The 23,848-nt window shown below is 35.4% G+C and carries 15 protein-coding genes; 9 read left to right on the top strand and 6 right to left on the bottom strand.

Annotated features, from left to right (window positions below; translation table 11 throughout):
- The first annotated feature begins 45 nt into the window (after positions 1–45).
- The 9 genes from ZA07_RS02930 to ZA07_RS02890 all read left to right on the top strand — a co-directional run bounded on the left by ZA07_RS02930 (position 46) and on the right by ZA07_RS02890 (position 15,514).
- Complete coding sequence (locus ZA07_RS02930; protein WP_053970239.1) at positions 46–1,932, top strand: site-specific DNA-methyltransferase; 1,887 nt, start codon at positions 46–48, stop codon at positions 1,930–1,932.
- A gap of 3 nt (positions 1,933–1,935) precedes the next feature.
- The gene (locus tag ZA07_RS02925; protein WP_053970238.1) at positions 1,936–2,739 is read left to right on the top strand and encodes a hypothetical protein; all 804 of its coding nucleotides are present in this window, start codon (positions 1,936–1,938) and stop codon (positions 2,737–2,739) included.
- Between the two features lie 9 nt (positions 2,740–2,748).
- On the top strand, positions 2,749–4,029 hold the full coding sequence (locus ZA07_RS02920) for a DGQHR domain-containing protein (protein ID WP_053970237.1): 1,281 nt from the start codon (positions 2,749–2,751) through the stop codon (positions 4,027–4,029).
- Positions 4,030–4,038: 9 nt separating this feature from the next.
- Positions 4,039–7,167, top strand: a complete 3,129-nt coding sequence (locus tag ZA07_RS02915; protein ID WP_053970236.1) for a type III restriction-modification system endonuclease — start codon at positions 4,039–4,041, stop codon at positions 7,165–7,167.
- 1 nt (position 7,168) lies between these two features.
- Entirely contained in the window at positions 7,169–9,091 is a 1,923-nt protein-coding gene (locus tag ZA07_RS02910) for a site-specific DNA-methyltransferase (protein ID WP_053970235.1), read from the top strand.
- Positions 9,092–9,095: 4 nt separating this feature from the next.
- Positions 9,096–11,000, top strand: coding sequence for a DUF262 domain-containing protein (locus tag ZA07_RS02905; RefSeq protein ID WP_053970234.1), 1,905 nt, complete (start codon positions 9,096–9,098; stop codon positions 10,998–11,000).
- Positions 11,001–11,009: 9 nt separating this feature from the next.
- A complete protein-coding gene (locus ZA07_RS02900) occupies positions 11,010–14,243 on the top strand; it encodes a helicase-related protein (RefSeq protein ID WP_053970233.1) in 3,234 nt (1,077 codons plus the stop codon).
- Positions 14,243–14,896 carry a DUF4391 domain-containing protein gene (locus ZA07_RS02895; protein WP_053970232.1) on the top strand — a complete coding sequence of 218 codons (654 nt, stop codon included), beginning with the start codon at positions 14,243–14,245 and terminating at the stop codon, positions 14,894–14,896. The genes ZA07_RS02900 and ZA07_RS02895 overlap by 1 nt, the downstream gene beginning before the upstream one ends.
- A gap of 264 nt (positions 14,897–15,160) precedes the next feature.
- The gene (locus tag ZA07_RS02890; protein WP_053970231.1) at positions 15,161–15,514 is read left to right on the top strand and encodes a (deoxy)nucleoside triphosphate pyrophosphohydrolase; all 354 of its coding nucleotides are present in this window, start codon (positions 15,161–15,163) and stop codon (positions 15,512–15,514) included.
- Between the two features lie 4 nt (positions 15,515–15,518).
- Here the strand turns inward: ZA07_RS02890 and ZA07_RS02885 are convergent, their stop codons facing one another.
- From ZA07_RS02885 to ZA07_RS02860, 6 genes are all read right to left on the bottom strand, one after another.
- Positions 15,519–16,214, bottom strand: coding sequence for a YDG/SRA domain-containing protein (locus ZA07_RS02885; RefSeq protein WP_053970230.1), 696 nt, complete (start codon positions 16,212–16,214; stop codon positions 15,519–15,521).
- Between the two features lie 90 nt (positions 16,215–16,304).
- Entirely contained in the window at positions 16,305–17,219 is a 915-nt protein-coding gene (locus ZA07_RS02880) for a hypothetical protein (protein WP_053970229.1), read from the bottom strand.
- A 55-nt stretch (positions 17,220–17,274) separates the two neighbouring features.
- The gene (locus ZA07_RS02875) at positions 17,275–18,231 is read right to left on the bottom strand and encodes a hypothetical protein (RefSeq protein ID WP_053970228.1); all 957 of its coding nucleotides are present in this window, start codon (positions 18,229–18,231) and stop codon (positions 17,275–17,277) included.
- A gap of 151 nt (positions 18,232–18,382) precedes the next feature.
- Positions 18,383–21,055 carry a UvrD-helicase domain-containing protein gene (locus ZA07_RS02870; RefSeq protein ID WP_053970227.1) on the bottom strand — a complete coding sequence of 891 codons (2,673 nt, stop codon included), beginning with the start codon at positions 21,053–21,055 and terminating at the stop codon, positions 18,383–18,385.
- Between the two features lie 136 nt (positions 21,056–21,191).
- Positions 21,192–22,292 carry a reverse transcriptase family protein gene (locus tag ZA07_RS02865; RefSeq protein ID WP_053970226.1) on the bottom strand — a complete coding sequence of 367 codons (1,101 nt, stop codon included), beginning with the start codon at positions 22,290–22,292 and terminating at the stop codon, positions 21,192–21,194.
- A 162-nt stretch (positions 22,293–22,454) separates the two neighbouring features.
- A complete protein-coding gene (locus ZA07_RS02860) occupies positions 22,455–23,777 on the bottom strand; it encodes a hypothetical protein (RefSeq protein WP_157492043.1) in 1,323 nt (440 codons plus the stop codon).
- Between the last annotated feature and the right edge of the window lie 71 nt (positions 23,778–23,848).

Below are 23,848 nucleotides of genomic sequence, written 5' to 3'. Positions count from 1 at the left end.
GCTATATTGATTTCGAAATAAATTTGAATAAACATATCATTAATAATGCCCAATAGTACAGACAAACTGGACCTCCAATCACCCGACTTGGTGAATGAAAACATTGAAAAGCTTGCAGCCCTCTTCCCCAACTGCGTTACGGAAGGAGCAGAAGGAAAGGCAATCGACTTCGACCTCCTTAAACAGGAACTCAATCACGACATAGTAGAAGGCCCTAAGGAGCGCTACCGTTTAGAGTGGCCGGGAAAGAAAGAATCCATTGTAACAGCCAATTTACCAACCACTAAAACCCTACGCCCGGTACGTGAAGACTCTGTTAATTTTGATACTACTGAAAATCTATATATAGAAGGCGACAACCTGGAAGTACTTAAAATTTTACAGGAAAGTTATTTGGGTAAAATTAAAATGATTTACATAGATCCGCCTTATAACACGGGTAAGGACTTTGTTTATAAAGACAACTTTACGCAAGACAGCGCCGAGTACAAAGAAGAAAGCGGCCAGGTAGACGAATACGGTGCTAGGTTGGTACAAAACCCCGAAACCGCTGGGCGTTACCATAGTCTCTGGTTAACTATGATGTACCCACGCTTAAAATTAGCACGTAACCTTCTAAGTGATACTGGGCTGATTTTCATTTCAATTGATGATGGAGAGCAGGCAAACCTCAAAAAGCTATGTGATGAAATTTATGGAGCTGAATGTTTTATTGCAAATATTATGTGGCAGAAAAAAACTTCACCTGATGCAAGAATGAACATTAGTCCTGCTCATGATCATATACTAGTTTATGCAAAAAGAATAGATGGAGGTGAATTGAATTTCCTACCATTGGATGAAAGACGAAGAAAAAGCTTTACGAACCCAGATAAAGACCCTAGAGGGGATTGGGCTTCGGTTGATCTAACAGGTCAAACGGGAAGGGCTCCTAAATCCCAGTTCTACTCAATTACTACACCGTCTGGTGAAAAAATGCCTCCACCTGAGGGTCGTTGTTGGGCTATGGCTGAATCAACTTTTAAAGATTTAGTTGCTGATAATAGAATTTGGTTTGGAAAAGATGGTGGAAATCGGCCAAGATTAAAGAAATTTCTTTCAGAAGCCAAGGGTATAAGACCGTGGACATGGTGGGACAACAAATCTGTTGGTCATAACCAAGAAGGCTCTCAAGAAGTAAAGGATTTATTTGATGGTAAATCAATTTTTGATAATCCTAAGCCTGTAAGGTTACTTCAAAGAATAGTTCAGTTGACTACTAATGAAAATTCTGATGAAATCATTTTAGACTTCTTTTCAGGTTCAGCAAGTTTAGCTCATGCCGTTTTTGCCCAATCAGCTACAGACAAAATAAATCGTAAGTTCATTATGATCCAGCTTCCTGAAAGTTTACAAGAGGGCTCAACTGATTTCAAAGCAAATTCTACAGCTTTGAAAGAAGGCTATAAGCTAATATCTGATATCGGTAAAGAACGAATCCGTAGAGCTGCTACTAAAATTAAAGAAGAAACGGGTGCAGATATAGATTATGGTTTTAAAGTCTATAAGGTAGATAGCAGTAATATGCAGGATGTGTATTATAAACCTCAGGACTACAACCAAGGGCAGTTAGAGGCCTTTGCAGATAACATTAAGCCAGACCGCTCATCAGAAGATTTGCTAACACAAATACTACTAGACTGGGGCTTACCCCTTACTGCAAAAACAGAAACACTTACTATTCAAGGTAAAGAGGTCTTTAAAATTGCAGAAAACTCATTAATGGCATGTTTTGCTAATGGTGTAGACGAAGCCTTGGCTAAAGAACTGGCGCAACACCAACCCTTGCGTGTGGTATTTAAAGACAGCGGTTTTAAAGACGATACCGCCAAAGAAAACGTTAAGCAACTCCTTAAGCAGTTAAGCCCTAACACAGAAATGAAAGTGATATAAGTTATGGATAACAAACAATTAAACAATGTAGTCTTTATCACCAATATTGCTTCAATTGTAGTGGTGGTATCATGCGTAATTGCTATACTATTTTTAGGGTGTAATTTAATTTCTAGTGAAGAGCAGAGTCAAAATCATGAAGTAAAGGTAATTTACAAAATGGAAATAGATTCCACTTTTACCAAGGAGTCACTACAAAAATCTTTGTTTCAGTTTAAAGAAAATGCTGAAAAGAATAATGAGAAAATTTATGGTGAAATTAATGAGTTAATTACCCATTTTGAAGAAGATAATAGAGAATTACTCCGCCAAAAGCAGGAACAATCAAATTTTGTGTCGTTATCCTCTGCAATTCTAGGTATTCTTTTGGCCATAGCCGGATTCTTTGGGTTTAAGTCAATTAAAGAAATGAAGAAGGATTCGCTCGATACTGCGGCTGAAACTGCTGAAAAAACGGCTGAAAAAGTTGCAGTGGTAACCGCAAAGGAAACAGCTAAAAATACAGCTGAAGAGGTAGCTAAAACCGAAATGCGTGAAAAGTATTTCAATATAAAGGATGATGTATTAGAAACATTATTGGCAGAAGTAAAAGTGCAAATAGACAAAAAGCAATTTTCGAACATTGATGATTTAAAATCGCAAGTAGAGGAGTTGAAAAGTATGATTAATGAATGTTGTGAAAAGGACGAACAAGAAGAAAAAGCACCAGGAGACCCTGAAACGGAGAAACCTGAATTAGTAGCAGTAGAAACAAAACAAGATCAAGACCAACAGAGCTTGTTTTCTGATGATGATTTAGAACAATAAAAAAAGGGTATGAAAGCAATAGAATTATATAAAAGAGAAAATCAAAGAATATTGATTACTGCTGTAGCTTTTAAGACTCTTAGAAGCGTCGTTAAGTTTACAGAAAGAGTAGAATCCAATTGGGATGGTTCTGACCAATCAGATGAGGAAAATGAAACAGTTCTAGAAAAATATTACCAACGTCCTACTAATGGTAAAAGAGTTGAAGGGATAAAGAATTATATAAAAACGACTTTGTTTGATGAGTCTAGTAAGGAAGAAGTGTTATTTCCTTCTGCCTTGATATTGGGTGTTGATTTAAATCTAGAAACAATTTTTATAAAAGACGAGGTGGTAACATTTAGTTTACCTGATGAAAAGGAAAGTTGTTTGATAGTGGATGGACAACACAGGATGAAAGCGATGTTTAAGTTGCATCAAGAACTTTCTGCTGAATTAGAAAAGAATAGAGAGGCATTAAAAAACGGTAACATCAACAATAAACTTTCTATAGAATTTGAAGAAAACACCAAGAAATTAAATAAAGTAAATGAGTATAAATTTAACTGTACAATCTTGGTTAATTATGATTTGTGGGAACAGGCTAGCATTTTTGCAAGTGTCAATTTTAATCAAAAACCTGTCGATCGCTCGTTGTACTACGATATCTTTGGTGAGCCGCCATTAGATTATAAAGACAAGACAAAAAGCAATTTATATATTGCTCACGAGCTGGGTAAATATCTAAACAGTTCTCCAAAATCTCCGTTAAATGGATTTGTTCAGAATTTTAGAAAACAAGAAGGCTTTGTCTCACAGTCATTTTTAATGCAGGCCTTATTATCACATTTTGGTTCTCGTGGCACTTGGCGTGAAGTGACCAATGATTATAAAGAGGATGGAGACCTGTATAAAAAATTACCAAAGGTATATGTTAGTTATTTTAATGCCATCAAGAAGGTTTTAAAAGACTATTGGCCAGCTTCAATAGATAAAGAAGCGTCAACTATATTAACGAAAACTACAGGGCTTAGTGCTTTAATTAAGTTGTTAGGGCATATCAATAAAAATATGGAGTTAGGCTTGTTTCCGGGTTATGAAGAAACCAAATTACTCGACTTAAACATAGAAGAACTTACCAAAATTTTTGAAAATATTTTTGAAAAACTGATTAAGAATGAGGAAAATTCTAATCTATCAAAAGCTGAATTGTTATTTGGTAAAAATAGCAAATATGCAGGATCTGGTTCAGGTGGTATGCAAAGTCAACTATTTAAAGAATTAGCAGAAGCAATAGGAATCCCTGTTTAAAGAAATAAAATGAAGTTACAGTTTAAAGAACAACAATTTCAAATAGATGCAGTTAAAATGGTAGTAGATAGTTTTGAAGGGCAACCACTCAAAACCAATCGCTTCACCTTAGAACGCAGTAAAGAGCTAATACGAAAAGCCAAACAAGCAGCTACAGGAGAGCAAAGTTTAGATTTTGGATTAGAAGAAGAAATAGGCTACCGTAACTCTGCTATCCAACTCATGGAAACGCAGATGCTCAAGAACATTCAGGAAGTTCAAAAGAAGAACGACCTGCATGAAAGCCAACAAATAGAACGTCCGCGTGGTGTAAAGTTGGGCTACAACCTAACCATAGAGATGGAAACAGGTACGGGTAAAACCTATACCTATATCCGTACCATGTATGAGCTGCATAAGAAGTACGGTTGGAGCAAGTTCATTGTAATTGTACCCAGCATTGCCATTCGTGAAGGAGTTTACAAGTCATTTCAGGTGACACAAGACCATTTTCAAGAACTCTACGGGCACAAGATCAATCCATTTATTTACAACTCAGGTCGCCCACAGGATATTGAGAATTTCGCTTCTGATAGTCGAATCAGCGTTATGATTATCAATACCCAGGCATTCAATGCCCGTGGTAAAGATGCCAGACGAATCTATCAGGAGTTAGACCAATTTGGAACTCGTAAACCCATTGAGATTATTGCCCAAACCAACCCAATCTTAATCATAGATGAACCGCAATCCGTAGATGGTGCAAGAACCTTGGAGAGCATGCAAGACTTCAATCCACTGTTCACGCTGCGCTATTCAGCTACGCACAAAGTGGAATACAATAAAGTCTATCGCTTAGATGCCTTAGATGCTTACAACAAGCGTTTGGTCAAGAAAATACAGGTAAAGGGTATCAACTTAAAAGGCTCAACAGGCACCAATGGCTATCTCTATTTAGAGAGTATCAGTTTAAGCACCACCAAGCCGCCCTATGCATGGATAGAGCATGAAAAGCGTACTGCTTCGGGGAGTATTAGTAAGAAACGTGTTAAGGTGGCAGAAGGCTACAATATCTATGAGCAATCAGGCAATATGCCTGCTTACAAAAATCAGACCGTTACCGAAATAAATGGCTACCTCAATAAGATAGTAGTCGGTGGTGAAGATGTGTATCCAGGTGATATTCTTAATGATAAAGATGAACACGCCTTTCGTAGAGTACAGATAAGAGAATGTATCCTATCTCACCTGCAAAAGGAAAAGCAGCTCTTTGGTCAAGGCATTAAAGTCCTGAGTCTATTCTTCATTGATACCGTAGAGAAATACCGTGTTTATGATGAATTAGGAGACCAGCAATTGGGTGAATACGCCCAGATATTTGAAGAAGAGTATGACAAGGTCAAGAACGAGTTCTTAGACCTATTTGAGCAGGAATACAACGACTTTTTAAAAGATACTGACCCAAGTAAAGTGCATAAAGGCTATATGCCTACCAACTTTGGAGAATACCTCAAAAGAGATTCTGCAGACCAAGTACACAATGGCTATTTCTCAATAGACAAAAAAGGTAAAACTGTTGACCCTACAGTAAAACGTGGAAAGGAAGAATCAGAAGATGTTTCAGCCTATGACTTGATTATGAAAGACAAGGAAAGGTTACTGAGCTTTGAAGAACCTACACGATTTATATTTTCACACTCTGCTCTTAAAGAAGGTTGGGATAACCCGAATGTTTTCCAGATATGTGCCTTAAAACATGCCGAAAGTGGCAGTTTAACCAGACGCAGACAGGAAGTTGGGCGTGGTATGCGTTTGTGTGTTGATAAGCGTGGAGTCCGTCAGGATTTTGAGTTAGTTGGTGACCAGGTGCATGAGTTGAATAAGCTTACTGTAATTGCTTCTGAAAGTTATGAAGCCTTTGCCAAAGGATTACAAAAAGAAATAGCCGAAACGCTCAAAGACAGACCACAAAAAGCAGAAGTAGAATACTTTGTAAGCAAGCTTGTTACCAACGAGCAAGGTGAAGAATTACGCCTTACAGAAGATGATGCCAAGAAGCTACAGTTCAAACTCATTGTTGGTGAAATTATTGATGAAGATTACAAGATTACCCCTAAAGGGAAAGAACTGATTGAGCAAGGTAAAGTTCCTTTACCCGAAAAACTTGAACCCTATAAAGAATCTGTCTGCAAGTTATTACAGACCATTTACACAGGTGCTGAGTTTAAACCAGAAGATGAACGCCAAACGGTAATTCTAAACACCAACAAGAACTTCGCTAAGAAAGAGTTTCAAGCACTTTGGGAGAAGATTAACCTCAAAACCATTTACGAAGTACAGTTTGATACAGAGCAACTTATTCAGGATTCTAAAGTCAAAATAAATGCACAACTCAATATTGGAGACCGTGTATATGAAGTAAAGACAGGAGAATTAGAAGATGGTACCGCAGAGCAAATGAAGGAAGGTAGTTTGGTACGTGAGTCCAAACGCCAATACATGAAACTCAAGAATGATTTGTATTCCAATACGGTTTATGATGTTGTTGGTGAAATAGAAGTACAAACCAACCTCACTCGTAGAACAATTGTAGAGATACTGAAGAAAATCAAGCAAGAGAAGTTCTTGTTGATCCGTAAGAATCCAGAAGAGTTTATCGGTAAATGCAGCAAGCTGATTAATGAAGTAAAAGCAAGTCTCATTATCAACAACATTGTCTATCACAAGACCGAAGAAAGGCATGATGCCAAGACCGTGTTTACCAACGATAAGTTTGCATTGCGTAAGTCCGAATTGCTCAAAAAACACATTTACGACTTCCTTACCTCAGACTCGAAGATTGAATCAGACTTTGCTACTGCATTAGAAAACAGCACTGAAGTTGTGGTCTATGCTAAGCTTCCAAAAAGCTTCTATGTGTCCACACCTGTAGCCAACTACAGCCCTGATTGGGCTATTGTTTTTGATAAAGACAAAGTACGCCATATCTACTTTGTAGCTGAGACCAAAGGATCTGATTCGGATATGGACTTACGAGAAATAGAGAAACTAAAAATCCATTGTGCTACTGAACACTTCAAAGAGATAAGCGGAGCAGAAGTGAGCTTTAAGAAAGTAGCCAATTATGACACCCTTCGTCAAATGTTAGAACTGAAGTAATATGGAAGAGAGATTAGATATGCAAAGCCCGATGTGGGCGAACAAGAATAGTAAGTTCATTGCTGAGCGGTTTCCTAATTGTGTTACCGAAACAGCAGAAGGAATCAAAATAGATTTTGACTTACTTCAACAGGAGTTAAGTAGCGATATTATTGAAGGCAATAAAGAGCGTTACCGTTTAGAGTGGCCAGGTAAACGAGAAGCCATTGTAACTGCCAACCTACCCACTACCAAAACCTTACGCCCTGTAAGGGAAGACTCTGTAGATTTTGATAATACCGAAAACCTCTACATAGAAGGCGACAACTTAGAAGTGCTCAAGCTACTTCAAGAAAGCTACTTGGGTAAGATTAAGATGATCTATATAGACCCGCCATACAACACAGGTAAAGACTTTGTGTACAAAGACAACTTTAGCAAAGATGCCCAAGAAGAACTGATTGAGAGCGGACAGAAGGACGAGTACAATCAACGTTTGGTAGCCAATCCAGAAACGGCAGGAAGGTATCATTCTGATTGGCTTAGTATGATGTACCCAAGATTGAAGTTGGCAAGGAATCTTCTTTCTCAGGATGGAGTGATTTTTATTTCTATTGATGATAATGAAGTGCACCATTTAAGAAAAGTATGTGATGAAATTTTTGGAGAGTACAACTTCGTGGCTCAATTCATTCATAAAAACAACTCCAATAAAAATCAGGCAAACATTGTGAGTGTTTCATGCGAATACTTTTTGTGTTATTCTCGAGACATAGAAGTTTTGAACAAAGAGATTTGGCGTATTGAGAAAAAAGGTGCTAAAGACATTGTAAAAGCATTTAATCAATTAAAGAAACAAGGACTTGAATTAGATGAAGTTCTTAATGAAATAAAAGACTTGTATAAACGACCGAAATACGCCCATTTAAGTAGATGGAATAAGATTGATGAAAAAGGGGTTTTTATGGATGATAACCTTTCCAGAGAAGGTGGGGCTAAAGATTATACCGTAATCAACCCTGATACAGGAAAACCTTGTCCAATACCACCTCGTGGTTGGGCTAAGTCAAAAGATGAACTCGAGAAGCTTCTTGAAGATGATATGATTTATTTTGGAGACCCTTCTACACCTCCACGTATCAAATCATATTTAACAGGTGAAGATTTATCCGTACCCGATAGTTTTTGGTACATAGACAATTCGATTGATACAAGATGGCAAAAACAAACTTTTAACTCATTAATATTCGAGAACCCAAAGCCTTTAGAGTTAATAAGACTCATTATGGAAATGTCTTCCGCAAAAGATTCAATTGTACTCGATTTCTTCTCAGGCTCAGCAACTTCTGCTCATGCTACAATGCAATTGAACTCTGAAGATTCGGGTAACCGAAAATTCATACAGGTTCAACTACCAGAATTAACTGATGAAAAAAGTGAAGCTTATAAAGCAGGTTACAAGAATATCTGTGAAATAGGCAAAGAACGAATCCGCAGAGCAGCCAAAAAAATCAAAGAAGAAACCAATGCAGCTATAGATTATGGTTTCCGTGTCTATCGCTTGGACAGCAGCAACATGCAGGATGTCTACTACAAGCCACAGGACTATGACCAAGGGAACTTAGACCTCTTTGCAGACAATGTCAAGGCTGACCGTACAGCTTATGATTTATTGGCCCAAGTCATGTTGGATTGGGGCTTACCCCTATCGCTCAAAATTGAGCAGGTAGATGTATCCGGCAAGAAGGCCTTTAAAGTAGCTGAGAACTCGCTCTATGCTTGCTTTGATAGTGGCATTGATGAAGACTTTGCAAAAGCCATTGCCAAAGATGCACCGCTACGCATAGTGTTCAAAGACAGTGGCTTTAGGAATGATACTGCCAAAACCAATGTAAAGCAGCTACTCAAGCAACTAAGTCCGGAAACTGAAATGAAAGTATTATAACCATATGAATTTAGGCAAACCACATCTAGAAGATCTTTTCAATAAGCAAATTAGGTTTCAAATACCTGTTTTTCAAAGGCATTATGTTTGGAACGAACAAGACCAATGGCAACCTCTTTGGGATGATTTTAGTAATAAACTGAATGAACGTAACAATAACAACAAAAACCACCCACATTATACAGGTTCAATAGTCCTATTTCAGGAATCTACTACTACAAGTACAGTTGTGACTTACAGCGTTATTGATGGGCAACAGCGCTTGACCACTTTTCAGCTATTTATAACTGCATTCAGAGAAATATGCCGCAAACATGTAGGTGACAAGAACCTTCTAAACGATTTGAATAAACTGCTTTTCAATGACAAGGTATACGGGCAAACAGACTACGATAATCAAAAGCATAAGCTCGAACCTACTAAGTTCAACAATGAAGAGTTCAAACTGATTTTAGACCACAACTACGCAGAAGTTGAGGAGTTACTTATCAATCCCATTCTTGAGGAATATGGTATTGGCTGGAAAACCTACCGTGATGTAGCAAAGAGAAGGTATCGAATGTTAGCAGCCTATCTCTTCTTCTATGAAAAATTGGAAGAACTGATCAATGCTGCAACCGAGCCAATGGAAACGATTATTCCCAAGTTGCTGCTTACGCTGAAACGAGACTTCCAATTTGTAGAAATCAACCTCGATCAGAATGATGACCCTCAAATGATATTTGAGACCATGAATGGTAGAGGTGCCTCTTTAACAGAAACGGACTTAATCCGTAACTACATTTTCATGAGAGCCGATAGAAGCCAAGTTGATCTTGATAGCGTTTATGAGAAATATTGGGATGAATTTGATGATGCAAGTGCCAAATTTAAATGGCATGACCAGACCAGTAGAGGTCGGTATTACGAAACACACCTTCAATTCTTCGTTATTGATTATTTGACCTTGAAAATGCGGAATGATATTCGCTATGACCAAGTGTTTTATCATTACAAATTCTTCATTGTCAATAATGACTCTTTCACTACAGTGGAAGAAGAATTGAAAGAATTGAATCGCTTCAGTGTCATTTACAAGTCCATTTTAAAGCCTAATTCGGAGACTGTATTTGGCAGATTTTGTTCAAGGTTAAGAGATATGGACATTTCAACAATCTATCCTCTGATTTTGGCGATTCAGGGTGATATTGAGATTCCATTGCAGGAGAAGATAGGTATGTTTACAGCACTCGACTCATACATTACCAGAAGGTTTTTATGTGGATACACAACCAAAAATTATAATAAAGTCTTTCTTGATTTTATTAAACAAGTGGACACCTGCAAGACAGCTGAAAAGTTCATAGAATACTTAAAGTCAAAGACTGGTGACACCAACTTATGGCCAACGGATACATTAGTTAAAGAAAAGCTTAAAGAAAGGCCTCTTTATAGAGAAGAAAAGAATCGAACCAGAAGTATTTCTAATATCCTTTTGGAAATAGAAAAATTCCAAAGAGGTAAAAAGCAAGAGAAAATAGAATTTGTAAATGAAGGTTTGACCATTGAACATGTTCTACCTCTAAAGTGGTATGAGCATTGGCCCTTGGAAGGAAACTTAATACCCCAGAATGAATTTGATATTGCGGTGCATGCTGTCATGACAGAAGAGGATCCACATGGCTATTATCATAAAATAGTCAATAGGAATAATAAGTTGCACAGCTTAGGAAACTTAACCTTGCTTACTACCTCTCTTAATCCTTCAGTAAGCAATTCTTCATTTGATACAAAGCAAAAAGAAATAGCTAAGCAGTCTACTCTTCTCTTGAATACATATTTCATTGACTTTGAAAATTGGGATGAGTCAACAATCGAAAAAAGAACCGAGCTTCTTATTGAGGACATTATCAAAATTTGGAAATATTAAGGTGATGTCATGAAGCTTATCGACAATGTAAATACACGTTTGGGTGATGACCTAAAGGAGACCATAAGAAAAGGTAGTAAACTCAGTATTGCGGCTTCCACATTCTCTATTTATGCTTTTGAAGCGCTCAAAAAGGAATTGGGCAAAATTGATGAACTGCGTTTCATTTTTAGTTCACCTACCTTCATTGAAGAGAAGTTACAGAAGGAAAGCAGGAAGTTCTATATACCACATATTGTAAGAGAGTCAGAGCTTTGTGGTGGTGAGTTTGAATTGAGATTGATGAATCAGCTTAACCAAAGAGCCATTGCCAAAGAATGCTCAAGGTGGGTAAAAGAAAAGGTCACTTTCAAATCCAACAAACACAACAATCAGCCCCTCAACGGGATGATTCATGTGAACCAGGGCAACGAGAATGCTCAAGCCTATTCAAACGTCAGTGGTTTCACCACTTCGGATTTAGGAATAACACATAAAAAAGGGTTTCCTACACTCATTCAAAAAGCGGAATATCCAGATAGTAAAGCCTACTTAGATTGGTTCAATCAAGTGTGGGAGAATGAAGAAGACTTGAAGGATGTAACCCAAAAAGTGCAAGACTACTTTGAGAGTGCCTACAAGGAGAACAGTCCTGAGTTTATTTACTTCATAACGCTTTACAACATATTCAATGACTTCTTAGATGACCTGTCCTTGGATAAACTGCCCAATGAGCAAATTGGCTTTAAAGACACTTTGGTTTGGCAGAAGTTGTACAACTTTCAGCAAGATGCAGTTATTGGTGCCATCAATAAATTAGAGAAGTACAAAGGCTGCATATTGGCAGATTCTGTTGGTTTGGGTAAAACCTTCTCGGCTTTAGGTGTAATCAAGTACTATGAGATGCGGAACAAAGACGTATTGGTTCTTTGTCCTAAGAAATTAGAAGCCAATTGGAATACCTACCGCCACAATGATAAGAACAACATTTTAGCAGCTGATAGATTTAGGTATGATGTGCTATTCCATACAGATTTAAGCCGAGAACGTGGTATCAGTAATGGACGTGAATTAGCCAATGTAAATTGGGGCAATTATGGTCTTATTGTCATAGATGAATCTCACAATTTCAGAAATAACAATACGGTAGTTGGCAAAGAGAATCGTTACCAGAAGTTGATGCGTAAGGTCATTCAGGAAGGTATTGAAACTAAGGTGATGATGCTTTCTGCAACCCCTGTAAATAACAGGTTCAACGACTTACGTAACCAGTTAGCTTTAGCCTATGAAGGTGATGCGGAGAACATTGATGAAAAATTAGACACCCAAAGCGGAATCGACCAGATATTCAGAAAAGCACAGCAAGCCTTTAACATTTGGAGCAGATACGAAACTGTGGAGCGCACCACTGAGAAGCTGTTAGATATGCTCGACTTTGACTTCTTTGAAATATTGGACTCATTGACCATAGCACGTTCACGGAAGCATATAACAACCTATTACGATACCACAGCCATTGGTAAGTTCCCAGACCGTAATAAACCTGTATCTATTCATAGCGCATTAACTGATTCTGATGAAGTAACCTATGTAGATATAGCAGAGAAACTTACACTGCTCAATTTATCGGTTTATACACCACTAAATTACATATTACCAAGCAAGGTGCAAGCCTATGCCGATTTGTATGATAAGGAAGTACGATCAGGTTCAGGTAAACTATCTCAGGTAGATAGAGAATTGAGTTTGCGTATTCTTATGCGTATCAACTTGCTCAAGCGTTTAGAGAGTTCTGTAGATTCTTTCCGTATCACATTGGAAGGTATTATAAGCCAGATTGAAAACGCCATTAAAACCATTGATAAAGGGGATGCAGACGACTATGAAGGCATTCACAAAATCCTGAGTGACGAGAACTATGACTTTGAATCCAATTGGGCTGATGAAGAACAAGTAATTGGTAAGAAGATTAAGGTTCACATTGCCGATATGGATACAACAAAATGGCGTGAAGATCTTAATGAAGACCTTGCTGTACTGAATCACCTTTGGAGCAATATTGTTGATATACGTGGGGAGAAAGACACCAAGCTTCAGCACCTCATTAGTCTTTTAGACAAGAAGGTAAATGAGCCATTTAATCCAGAAAACAAGAAAGCAATAGTATTCACAGCCTTTGCCGATACAGCCAACTATCTCTATGAAAATATCCATGACTATCTCAAGGATAATTATGGTCTCAATACAGCAATTATAACAGGTTCAAGAAGGTTATGCACCACCAAAAAGATACCAGCAGATCTAAATGCTATACTCACTTGTTTTTCACCCCTATCGAAAGACAAAGCACAGTTGTATCCAAGCATTTCAGACTCTATTGATTTACTAATTGCCACAGATTGTATTTCAGAAGGACAGAACCTACAAGACTGCGATTACCTTATCAATTATGACATTCATTGGAATCCTGTAAGAATCATTCAACGCTTCGGGCGGGTAGATAGAATTGGTTCCAAGAACGAGAGTATTACCATGGTCAACTTTTGGCCTGACGTTACACTTGATAATTATATAAATCTAAAGCAGCGTGTTGAGAATAAGATGCTCATTAGCAACATGGCAAGTACAGGTGATGATAACATTCTAAATACCGAAGAAAAAGACTTAGAGTACAGGAAAATTCAGCTTCAGAGACTACAAGAAGAAGTAATTGACTTAGAAGATTTGAGAGAAGGTGTGAGTATTACAGACCTTGGATTGAATGATTTTAGAGTAGATTTATCGAACATGATTAAGGAGTACGGTGAATTGAAAAACATTCCAGAAGGTCTTCATGCAGTGGTAAATTCCAGCCCAATTCTTCAAAGTGGTGTAATCTTCGTGCTCAAGAATGTGAACTCAAGTGTCAATATCAATAAGCTGAACAGGTTGCACCCTTACTACTTGGTGTATATGAAGATGAATGGTGAGTTAATCCTAAACCATGTTGAGTCTAAGAAGATATTGGACGCCATGCGAATGCTTGCTAAAGGTAAAACTGCACCGATAGAAGATGTTTGTGCTGTATTAGCGGAAGAGACAGATGACTACCACCAAATGGACGAATACTCAAACCTGCTGAAGCAAGGAATTAGTACCATTTTACAGAAGGAAGAAGAAAAGGAAGTTCTAAGCCTATTCAAATCAGGTGGCACAACTGCACTTCAGGAGAAAATAAAAGGAATAGAAGACTTCAAATTGGTATCATTCTTAATTGTTCGCTAATGGATTTCTTCAATCTACCTGTAAGAACCAAGGTTGGTCGAGTTGTTCCTAAGAATGCATTTGACGAGTACACCAACACCAAGCAGAAGAAGCTATTTACAGACTGTATTCAGCGTATTTCATGGACTCATAAGCTTTCTGCGGATACGGTAAACTTGGATGCTAAGGATATTCAGGAAATACAGGTTTTCAAGGTAGAACTCAAGCAAAAATCCGATATCCTTAAAATCCTTGATATCATTAATAAGGCCATACCATACCATATAGTGTTTTGGGTAGAGTACAATGGGGAAGCTTATATTTCAACGGCTTCCAAACATCTACATCCAACCAATGATGATATTGCCGTAATTGATTGGACATTTACTTCAGATTGGTTCAATAAGGACGATAACAGCTATGAAATTAACCTAAAAGGAAGTTTAGATGCAGTATTCAAGGATTTATGCGTTCAACTCACAGGTAAACCAGAATTAGGTAAACAGTCCTTAGGTTCAATTCTAAAGAACCAACAAGAAGTAGATCGCTTGAAGAAGGAGATCAGTAAACTCAAATCAGCAATATCAAGAAGCAAGCAGTTCAATGATAAGGTTGAATTAAATATTAAGCTAAGACAAGCTGAAAAATTGCTTGAAAGTATTCTCTCAAGTTAATAAAGTGTTAGGTAACTTTACCTCTGTCAAGTAAATATCTTAATGAAGCTATATAAGAAAAAGAAACCCTGAACAATAATTAGGAGATAAGATAATGAAAAGGTATTGATTTGAGAAATGAGAGTATTTAGGATATTGTCCTTGACTGGATTTTTAGTATTAATAAAGAATCTTTGTAAGAAACCAAAGTGAAAGGTTATTATACTATACTTTATATATAAGGATGAAATGGTTCAACCCTAAATTTACTGAATAGCATTTTGTATGAATGTAGTTTGTGGAGTAATTTTTAAAGATAATCATGTTTTTATTGCCAGACGAAAACAAGGCAAATCTTTGGAAGAGAAATGGGAGTTTCCTGGAGGAAAAATTGAAAACAAGGAATCGGAAAAGGAAGCCTTATCACCTGAATTATTTGAAGAACTAGGAATGCAGGTTGAAATCAAGAAGAGGATAGGTTCTTTTCCATATCAGTTTGAAGAAGTCACAATTAATTTAATTGGATACTCCTGTGATTTTGTTTCTGCATCTTTCAAAATGACGGATCATGATAGTTATGAATGGTTGCCACCAGAGGAACTAAAAAAAATGATTTGCCAGTGGCTGATATTGCTTTAGCCAACTACTTACTTAGGTAACTTTTTATTTCAAGGACTTTAAAACCATTCCCTATGTTGATTATATCTCCTGTTTTTTTGCCAAGTAAAGCCTGGCCAAAATTTCCAGAGTCAGATATCTTTTGAGCCGATATTTGTGCCGGAGGCTCTGCTCCAATACAAAACCATTTAAAATCTTTTCCAAGTGGCTCAAGTTTGACCAAGCAACCTATTTTAATAATCTCAGTTGATTTATCCAAGAGGTTCTCTAATTTGACAAGTTTGAATCTACATATTTTAAAACCACCTTTGCCTTCTTCTTCCCAGTGGTCCACAACCCTAAAAAGGCCATAATATTTATACCCAGATTTTGGAGAAAAGGGAGATTTGTGTTTATATCCTCGTATTACTCTTACAGGTAAATTTCTAAGCTCACTTACTACAAGTCCTTTGTTGCCATGATCACTCCAGGATTGATCTGCTATTTGTTTTCCAGTTTGTGGGTCATTGCCACCATGTCCAGTATAGATGATTTCATTACCATAATCTCGGTCATCCTCATAGCCTCCCGAAAGAACTATTGCGGCAACACCTTCATTTCCATTGCCATCAATACCATGCATAGTAGATCTGTGAAGATTAGCATCTATTAGATCTTTCCTGCTCACGAATTGATCACCTTCCTTGATATTTGTGGGTTCTCCGAAAAATAGGTTGGCCATATTTATGATGTGATTTTATTAATTTGATTAAATTGGATGGACTGGTTTTTGATCACTTTTGGTCCAATCAAATATTTTTGATGGTTCATTTTAATAAATTTTTCCATGTTTAACCTTAATTACCTCAATCAACCCTATCCAATAGTTGCCATCTTCTATAGAATTATCATTTTCTCTAACCAAATCTCCAATTGAGTAATCATCTGAAGTTTTGCTCCAAATTTCAAGTTTTCTTTTTTTTATTATTGTTTTCCAATATGATATATGGTATGTTTTTTTAATAATATTATTTTCAACTTCTATTCCATATTTGAAGTTTATTTTATGTAAGCCATTAGAAACTTTTTGATTAAAGGAAATTATGCTGTCATTTATACTTAATTTTTTCCATTTTTGCTTAATTACAATCGGATTGTCAAAAATTTGAAACTTTCTCTTGTAAAATATTTCAGTAATCTCACCTGCTGTCAAGTTATAGTAATTATAATCTGTTTCAATATAATCCTCATTGCAAAGTTGATCATTAATCCAAACCAAATTTCCCTTGCTTATTCCCTTTTGACTTGGTTCCCTTATTATTTCAGCAATAGTGTTATCAATAAGAGTGATTTTTTTAATATTAAGGTCCGTATTTCTTGAAAAATTAAGATGCTTTAAAAAATCTTCTGGTGAAAATTTTGCCTCATTATAAAAAGCATATAATTCGGAATCATTTGAGTCCTTTTTTAATAGAAGGATTTCATTGTAAATTAAGCTTTTATTTAAAAGTATTTTCTTCCCCAAAAACTCTAGAAGCAAGTAGTTATTTAGAAGATCAAATTTCCCATCAATAATATTTCCATTTTGAGATATTGTGAGCAATCCATTTTTCCTAAAGAACCATTTTTCATTGAATCCATCTGGTGTAATTCTTATCCATGTCTTGTCTAAAAGAAAAGAGATGTCTTGTAGTTTTTTATCAAAAGACTTAACCTTTGAAAATAAGAATTTTAAATATTCTAACATAATCTATTCTAAAATTTCAGTAAAGTATTTATTAGTTTATCTCGTACTCTACCATTTATATTTTCTTTAAATTCAATGATGCCCAGTGATAAAGAATGTCTGCTTTAGAAAGTGCCTTTTCGATGATTTCTAATTGATTTTGAAATCCAAAGGTGACATTAATTGGATCAATTTTTATTCTGATGGCGGCAGATTTTGAGGCTTTAACAATGTTCATTTCACTTGTTAAGTTTGATTCAAACTTTTGTTCTAATAGTTTAATATTTTCGGCTTGTCCTCCTAATTGTAAGTCAACGGCACCATACCCTTTATGGATTATTTTATCATTTTTAGATAATCCAATATCCTTTGGTTTAAACACAATAAAACTAGAGCGTTTTGGGATACCAGCTTGAGGTTTAACCATTTTTAGGTGGGGGTATTTTTCATTGGCATAACTAAAATACTTCCACCAAAAGTCCGTGGCATCTTCATCAACAATAGCGGAATACCCTCTTCTTAATTTTTCAATGGCAATTGTTAGTAATTCTGCTTTGTATTTGGCTCTTAGCCCCATGTTATTTTGTTTTATAAACCAAGATTTAATTTCTTCATAAGAAATGTAAAAATCAAAATCCTTATTTCTTGTGATATAATTCTCAGGGGCAATTAAGATAGTGTAAAAGGAATTGCATTCATTGGACTCAATTCTCTTTTGACCTCTTAATCGGTACCTGTTTGCTTGATCAAATTGGAAGTTAGCATCAATTTTATTTTCTAGAAGAAAGATAATTTCTTCTTTTTCTGTACTTATTTTAAATGCTAGGTCGCTTTCTCCTAGTCCTACCTGTGAGAGCGAGTGCCAAGCTCCATTGAACGTGTAAGCATCTTGTTTTCCAATAGATTTAGATAACACCCAATCTATGAATAGTGGATTGCATTTAAGTTCTTCCAAAATCATAAGATCTATATCCCTTTCTTGAATTGCTTCAACTGGTATGAGGTTTGTCAAGTTTGATTCTGAAGTATTCATTATAAATCTTTTTCTATTTTTATTAGACTAATTGTATTTTAAAGTGTCAAAATCCATATATCCTTGGGTTGTGCATGATGAGCAACTACTAAAAAATATTAAAGAAAGAAGCTACTGATTGTAGCCAGTTTCAGTTGTTTTGGTTTTTTATTCACTTTAAATCTATAGTGTTGTTGCATTTCGGGTAGTTTGTGCATCCTAAAAAATTGCCAAATTTCCCACTTCTATTTGTCATATATCCACTTTTACAACTAGGACAAAGTATAGTGTTTTCTAAGATTTTTATATCATTAAAGGTTTGATTGCAACTAGGGTAATGCGAACAACCTAAAAATTGATTGTTTCTAATTGTGTTATTTCTGATTACAAGATGTCCTGTTTGACAATACGGACAATTTGTTTTGTTCAATTTTTCATTTTTTGCAGTTAATAGGAAGTCATTGTCTGATGCCAACTCTTCAGCAAAAAGTGAAACATCCGTCGGAATAAGCAACACCACTTCATTTTTTGTTCTTGTAAGTGCCACATAAAACAATCTCCTTTCTTCGGCAAATCGAAATTCTTCATTATCGCTAAGTAATAAAGACAACATCGGGTCGTCCGTCATTTTGTTAGGGAAACCAAGCAAATGGTTTTTAAGATTCAACACTATTACATTATCTGCTTCTAAGCCCTTTGATTTATGTACAGTTATATATTTTATATCTAAGTCTTCAAAGCCTTTTATTTCCAAATTGTCGCTTCGTTCATAGTATTTTATTTTGCTATTTGGTGTGAGTTTGATAAACTCATTGATGTCAAAGCTATGCCGGCCCAAAACCAAAATAGGTTTATTCCCATTTTTGTCTATTAGGGATTGAACTTCGCTTATGAACATATCTTCTGCATTGTCCGCTGAATAATAAACAAATTTGATGGGATTTTCCAAAGGTTCTTTTTTGGATTTCGGTCTTTTTTGGATTTGTTTTTTGTTTTTTTGAATATATTTAGAAGTGATGTCAATAAGCGACTGTGAATTACGATATGTTTGCTCAATGAATAATTGTTCATATTTCCCAACGTGTTTTTCAAAATTGCTAAATAGTGAAATATCACTGCCTGCAAAGCGATAAATGGATTGCCAATCGTCGCCAACACAAATTAATCTTGCACCCGATAATTCCCGAATTTCTTTAATTAGATTGAATCGTGAATATGAAATATCTTGATATTCGTCAATGATAATATGTTGATATGAGTATTGCGGTTTGTTTACTTTTATGAGTTCAGTAGCCTGATTTATCATGTCATTGAAATCAATTTCACCTCTTTCTTTAAGCGTCTTGTCATATCTTTTTAGAATTGGAAGTGCGAATTTCAGAAAAGTGTTTTGTCTTTCTAGCATAAACTCATTTTCAGCTCTGTTTTTGTTTGAAAACAAGGAAATTATTGAATTGTAGTTTAATTGTCTTGATTTGCACAGGTTGATAAAGGTGTTTATCAGATTTATTATTTCTTTTCCAAATTTTTTGTCATTGTCCGTGACTTTTGTGTAGATGTTTTTTACATCTCGGGGTTTGAAAATCACATTTTCATCTCTCAACATTCCAATTAGTTTGTCAAGCAAAATGTTGTCTCGATTGAAATAGGAGTAGGTCTCTAAAAGTTTGGTGTTGTTTGTTTTGTGAGTTTCGCGTTTTAACTCCATTTCCTCGACATACTTTTCTTCATTAAATGGTGTAAGCCATTTAGCTCTGTTATTTTCGTCAACGCCAAAATGTTCTAAATAGATGTCGTAATCCTTTAGATAAAAGTCAGGGCGATACATTGTATTTCCGAAAGGATAAGGTTTTTCATATTCGTACTCAATGCCGTTCAAATACAAAAAATTTGCTATTGTAAGCTCTTCGACGCTTTTTACCTTTTCGCCTTGTATGGTGTCTAGTGATGTTAACGCTACTTTATTTAGCGGTTCTGGCTCGCATTTAGATTTTAAAGTTTGAAAATCAATGCCCTTTTCGGTGTCTAATTTTTCCCCAAGGGAATTGAAACTTTCGTGTTCTTCTGGAATATTCATATAGCACGCCACGTACACGATGTATGCTTCCAATGCTTCTGCATGGTTAAAGATTTCTTTAGACAAGTACTCTTTTACTACATTGCTTAAGGTGTTTTCGTTAGTTACAACAGGAGCAGTAGTTTGATGCTTTTTTATGGTGTCGTACCCGAGTTTGTGAAAAGTAGTTGCTCTTGCACCAAGCCCGATGTTTTTAAGTCGTTCGTTTAACTCATCAACGGTTTTCTTGGTAAAAGAAAGTAAAAGAATGTTTTCAGGTTTAACATCCTTCTGTTCTACTAGGTATTTCACTTTTCCGAGAATGGTTAATGTTTTTCCAGATCCTGCTCCGGCAACTATTAAGTTGGAATATTCGTCTGTAATAAGTGCAGTTCGTTGTTGGTCATCCAACTTTTTACCTTCAATATCATTAAAGTAAATGTTTAATTTTTCTTTTTGAGCAAGAACATAATTTCGGTTATAGGTCGCAATGTAGTTGTCAAAGTCTTGAAAGATTTCGTTGAATTTTTTTACCGCTTCTTCTTTCTTGTAGAATTTTGATTTGTTTTTAAAGTATTTGCCGATATCAGAAAACCTTGCTTTTATTTGATCACGTTCAACCCAAGTTAAATAGTCATCGAACTTGTCGATCATATCAAAAAACAAATGGACTTTTTGTAAGTTGGATAGGTAAGTAGTGTTTTGGTATTTTTTCTTTTCTACTAAATGTCTGTAAAAAATAAAAACGCCAATTATTAATGCAGTAATGAAAATAATAGTCGATGTCATATTTACACCTTATAATTTGAATTAGTTACTTTTTCTTTAGGCTACTCTAGGCTGACGCTTCATGTATGGTGTCGTAGCATCCCGAAGGGTATTGCGTATAGGTGTTGTTGTATGCTGTTTTTTTATGTTTTAATAATTAAAGTTCCCATTTGATTTGATTATACATTTCCAAGAAATCTTTACCTGTTTCCGGTTCTACAGCATATACAAAGCAAGCTTTACCTAATAAATGGTCACGATAATTAGTCTTAATTTTAAAGTCTTTATTGCTCATTAGCCAATTTAGGTGTGCAGCAGGTCCTTTTTTGATACAATGATATAATTCAGTACGAAGTTTTTCTTTAAATTCCCTTGGTACGCTAATTCTATCGTTAACAACCACTCCAGTAACAATTTGGCGATGAGAACGCTTGAAATATTTTACTTTTTTTTCATTTAAAAAGAACCCTTCATTCATTATAATTTTCCTTAGTGTCTTTATTGACGGAAGTTTTTTATAATCTCCAGAAAAGCTTAAATCATCCGCATATCGTGAGTAATTCACATCTAGTTTTTTAGCTAATTTAGCCATTCTGGTGTCCAAACTGTGTGCTATAAAGTTTGCAATTCTTGGACTTGCGGGTGAACCCTGAGGTAAAATTTGTGGACATTCTTCTATAAAAGTATCAGAAAGGACTTTTTCATCTTCAATCTCTTTCCAATAAGCTCTACTCATTTTAGCAGTAAGTAATTCTGCCATTGAATAAGCCAGATTGGGTTGATATCCTAGGTGTTTGAATACTCCAGCTACTCTTTTCTGCTCAATAGAATCGAAAAATCGATATAAATCAATATTGAGAATAGTATCCTGATTAACGTGTTTCTTTGCATTATCAATTATAGACCTTTCATTAACAAAACCAAAAGAACAATCGTGTTCTGGGACATTCTTTAAAATATTTTCATAGATCCACCTTTGTATTCTTTTAAGTTGTTCATCGGGGCTTGTTATCCATCTATGACCACCAGTTTTCTTTTGAATTTTAAAAGTCTTGTAGTGATTTGATTTATTTTTTAGAATTTCCTGTATTACATGAAAAGGCAGTCCAATTTTAAAACTCAAATCGGGTAAGGAAAAAATTATCGGTAAACCCTTTTTTTCAAGATTTTGGGAATAGTTTATTATTTCAATTTTAAAATCTTTGGAAGCATTTGCTTCATCTAACGAGTTTTTTATGTTATCCAATTGGGAAGGCATAGAAAAGAAAATTACGATTTACTTGAAATCAACGCTGCGCGTTGTTGTATGCAAGCTGACAACTGTACCGACTTGCATACAAGATGATGTAAAGTTACTTTAGAGCCTCCATTCGTATACAGAACAGAATCAATTTCAAAAAATTGATAATGGCTAATTTTCTTATCTTTCCTTCCCATTGAATTTTTTAGGTAAGTAATTTATTTTTTTAAGTTCATAATTTATTGCACTTCTGCCGACTTCATTCTTTAATCTTTTGAGTGTTTTTAAGCAATCTCCATATAGAATTTTACCCCTTGAAGATAATTCACCAGATTCTTCAAAAATTCCTTTCTGTATTCCATTTTCTAATATACTTTCAACGTCCGTCAATGTTAGTCCTAATATTTCACAGATAACTTGATCAAGTCTCCCTTGTTGTTTAAGGCGCATATAAGCAAATAATCTAAAATCAGTAGATTTTATATAGGAATACGACTTCCATTTTAATTTACCTTTACCTGAATAAAATGTATCTATTATTTCAGGGCCGCTCATCTTAAGCAAGCCCAATTCATAAGCTAATTCGTTTCTTAGTGATTTTGCGCGAGAAATTTTAAACACTTGGTTTCTTGGATACAAAGGGATCCAACGTTTTTCAAATTTCTTAACAAACTTTGATGACCAAATTATTGGTAAAGTGTTGTTTGGTGGGTTATATGGAAATACTAATAATGCCTGAGAATTGTTATAACCGAGCGGATGTATTTTTGTTTCTCCATTATTGTCAATTGAAAATAGGTGTTGACCGTAATAAAAAGCAAAATCACGATAGTACTCTATATTTTGATTGGAACCAAAAGGGGACTTTCCATTTTTAAAACATTGATATTTAATGGTGCTAATTATTTTTATGTCAGGTATTATACCTGTCAAAAACCTATCTGCCTTTCCTAAATGGTAAACAGACATTGCACATAAATCTGTTATTTCAGGTATTTTCTCTGTTTGGGGTTTTATAAATGTTTTGTAATAATTCCATAATGATCGACCACTTCCTAAAAAGTCATCGAGAAGTATCAAAATAGAATTTTTTGGAATAGAATTAGTTTTCTTTTTGTATTTGAATTCAGTAGCTTTTTCGTAAAAAGTTGTTGTTGATTCGATTTGCTTAAAATTTGGTGCCTTCTTTAGATAATAAGTTATCATTGTCCCACTTTTGCCATAATCTCCAATGGCATGGATAATAATATTTCGGCTGTTTCCGTAGAGTGAAATCAATGAAGCAATTCTATCATTGAAGTGATCTATTAACTCAATTTCTGTTACATACTCAAGACATTCTAGTATTCTAACAGCTTTTTCAAATTCATCCTTTCTAAAGTTACTGAGCCAATTAACAATATCAATATGATTCACAGAATGAGATAAACGCTTTATGATTAGGTCTAATCGCAGTCGTAACTGTTCATCTAGATAAATATTTATATTTTCTTTAATAATCAACTATGATATGTTTTTGTTTATGGCATACAACGGGTTTGCGTATGGCTCGTTGCGGGAAATCAGCTATGATT

It is taken from the genome of Mangrovimonas sp. ST2L15 (genome assembly GCF_001280515.1).
Classification (GTDB): Bacteria; Bacteroidota; Bacteroidia; order Flavobacteriales; family Flavobacteriaceae; genus Mangrovimonas; species Mangrovimonas futianensis.
Note: the sequence above shows the minus strand (reverse complement) of the source record. Positions and strands in the feature narration are given on the sequence as shown.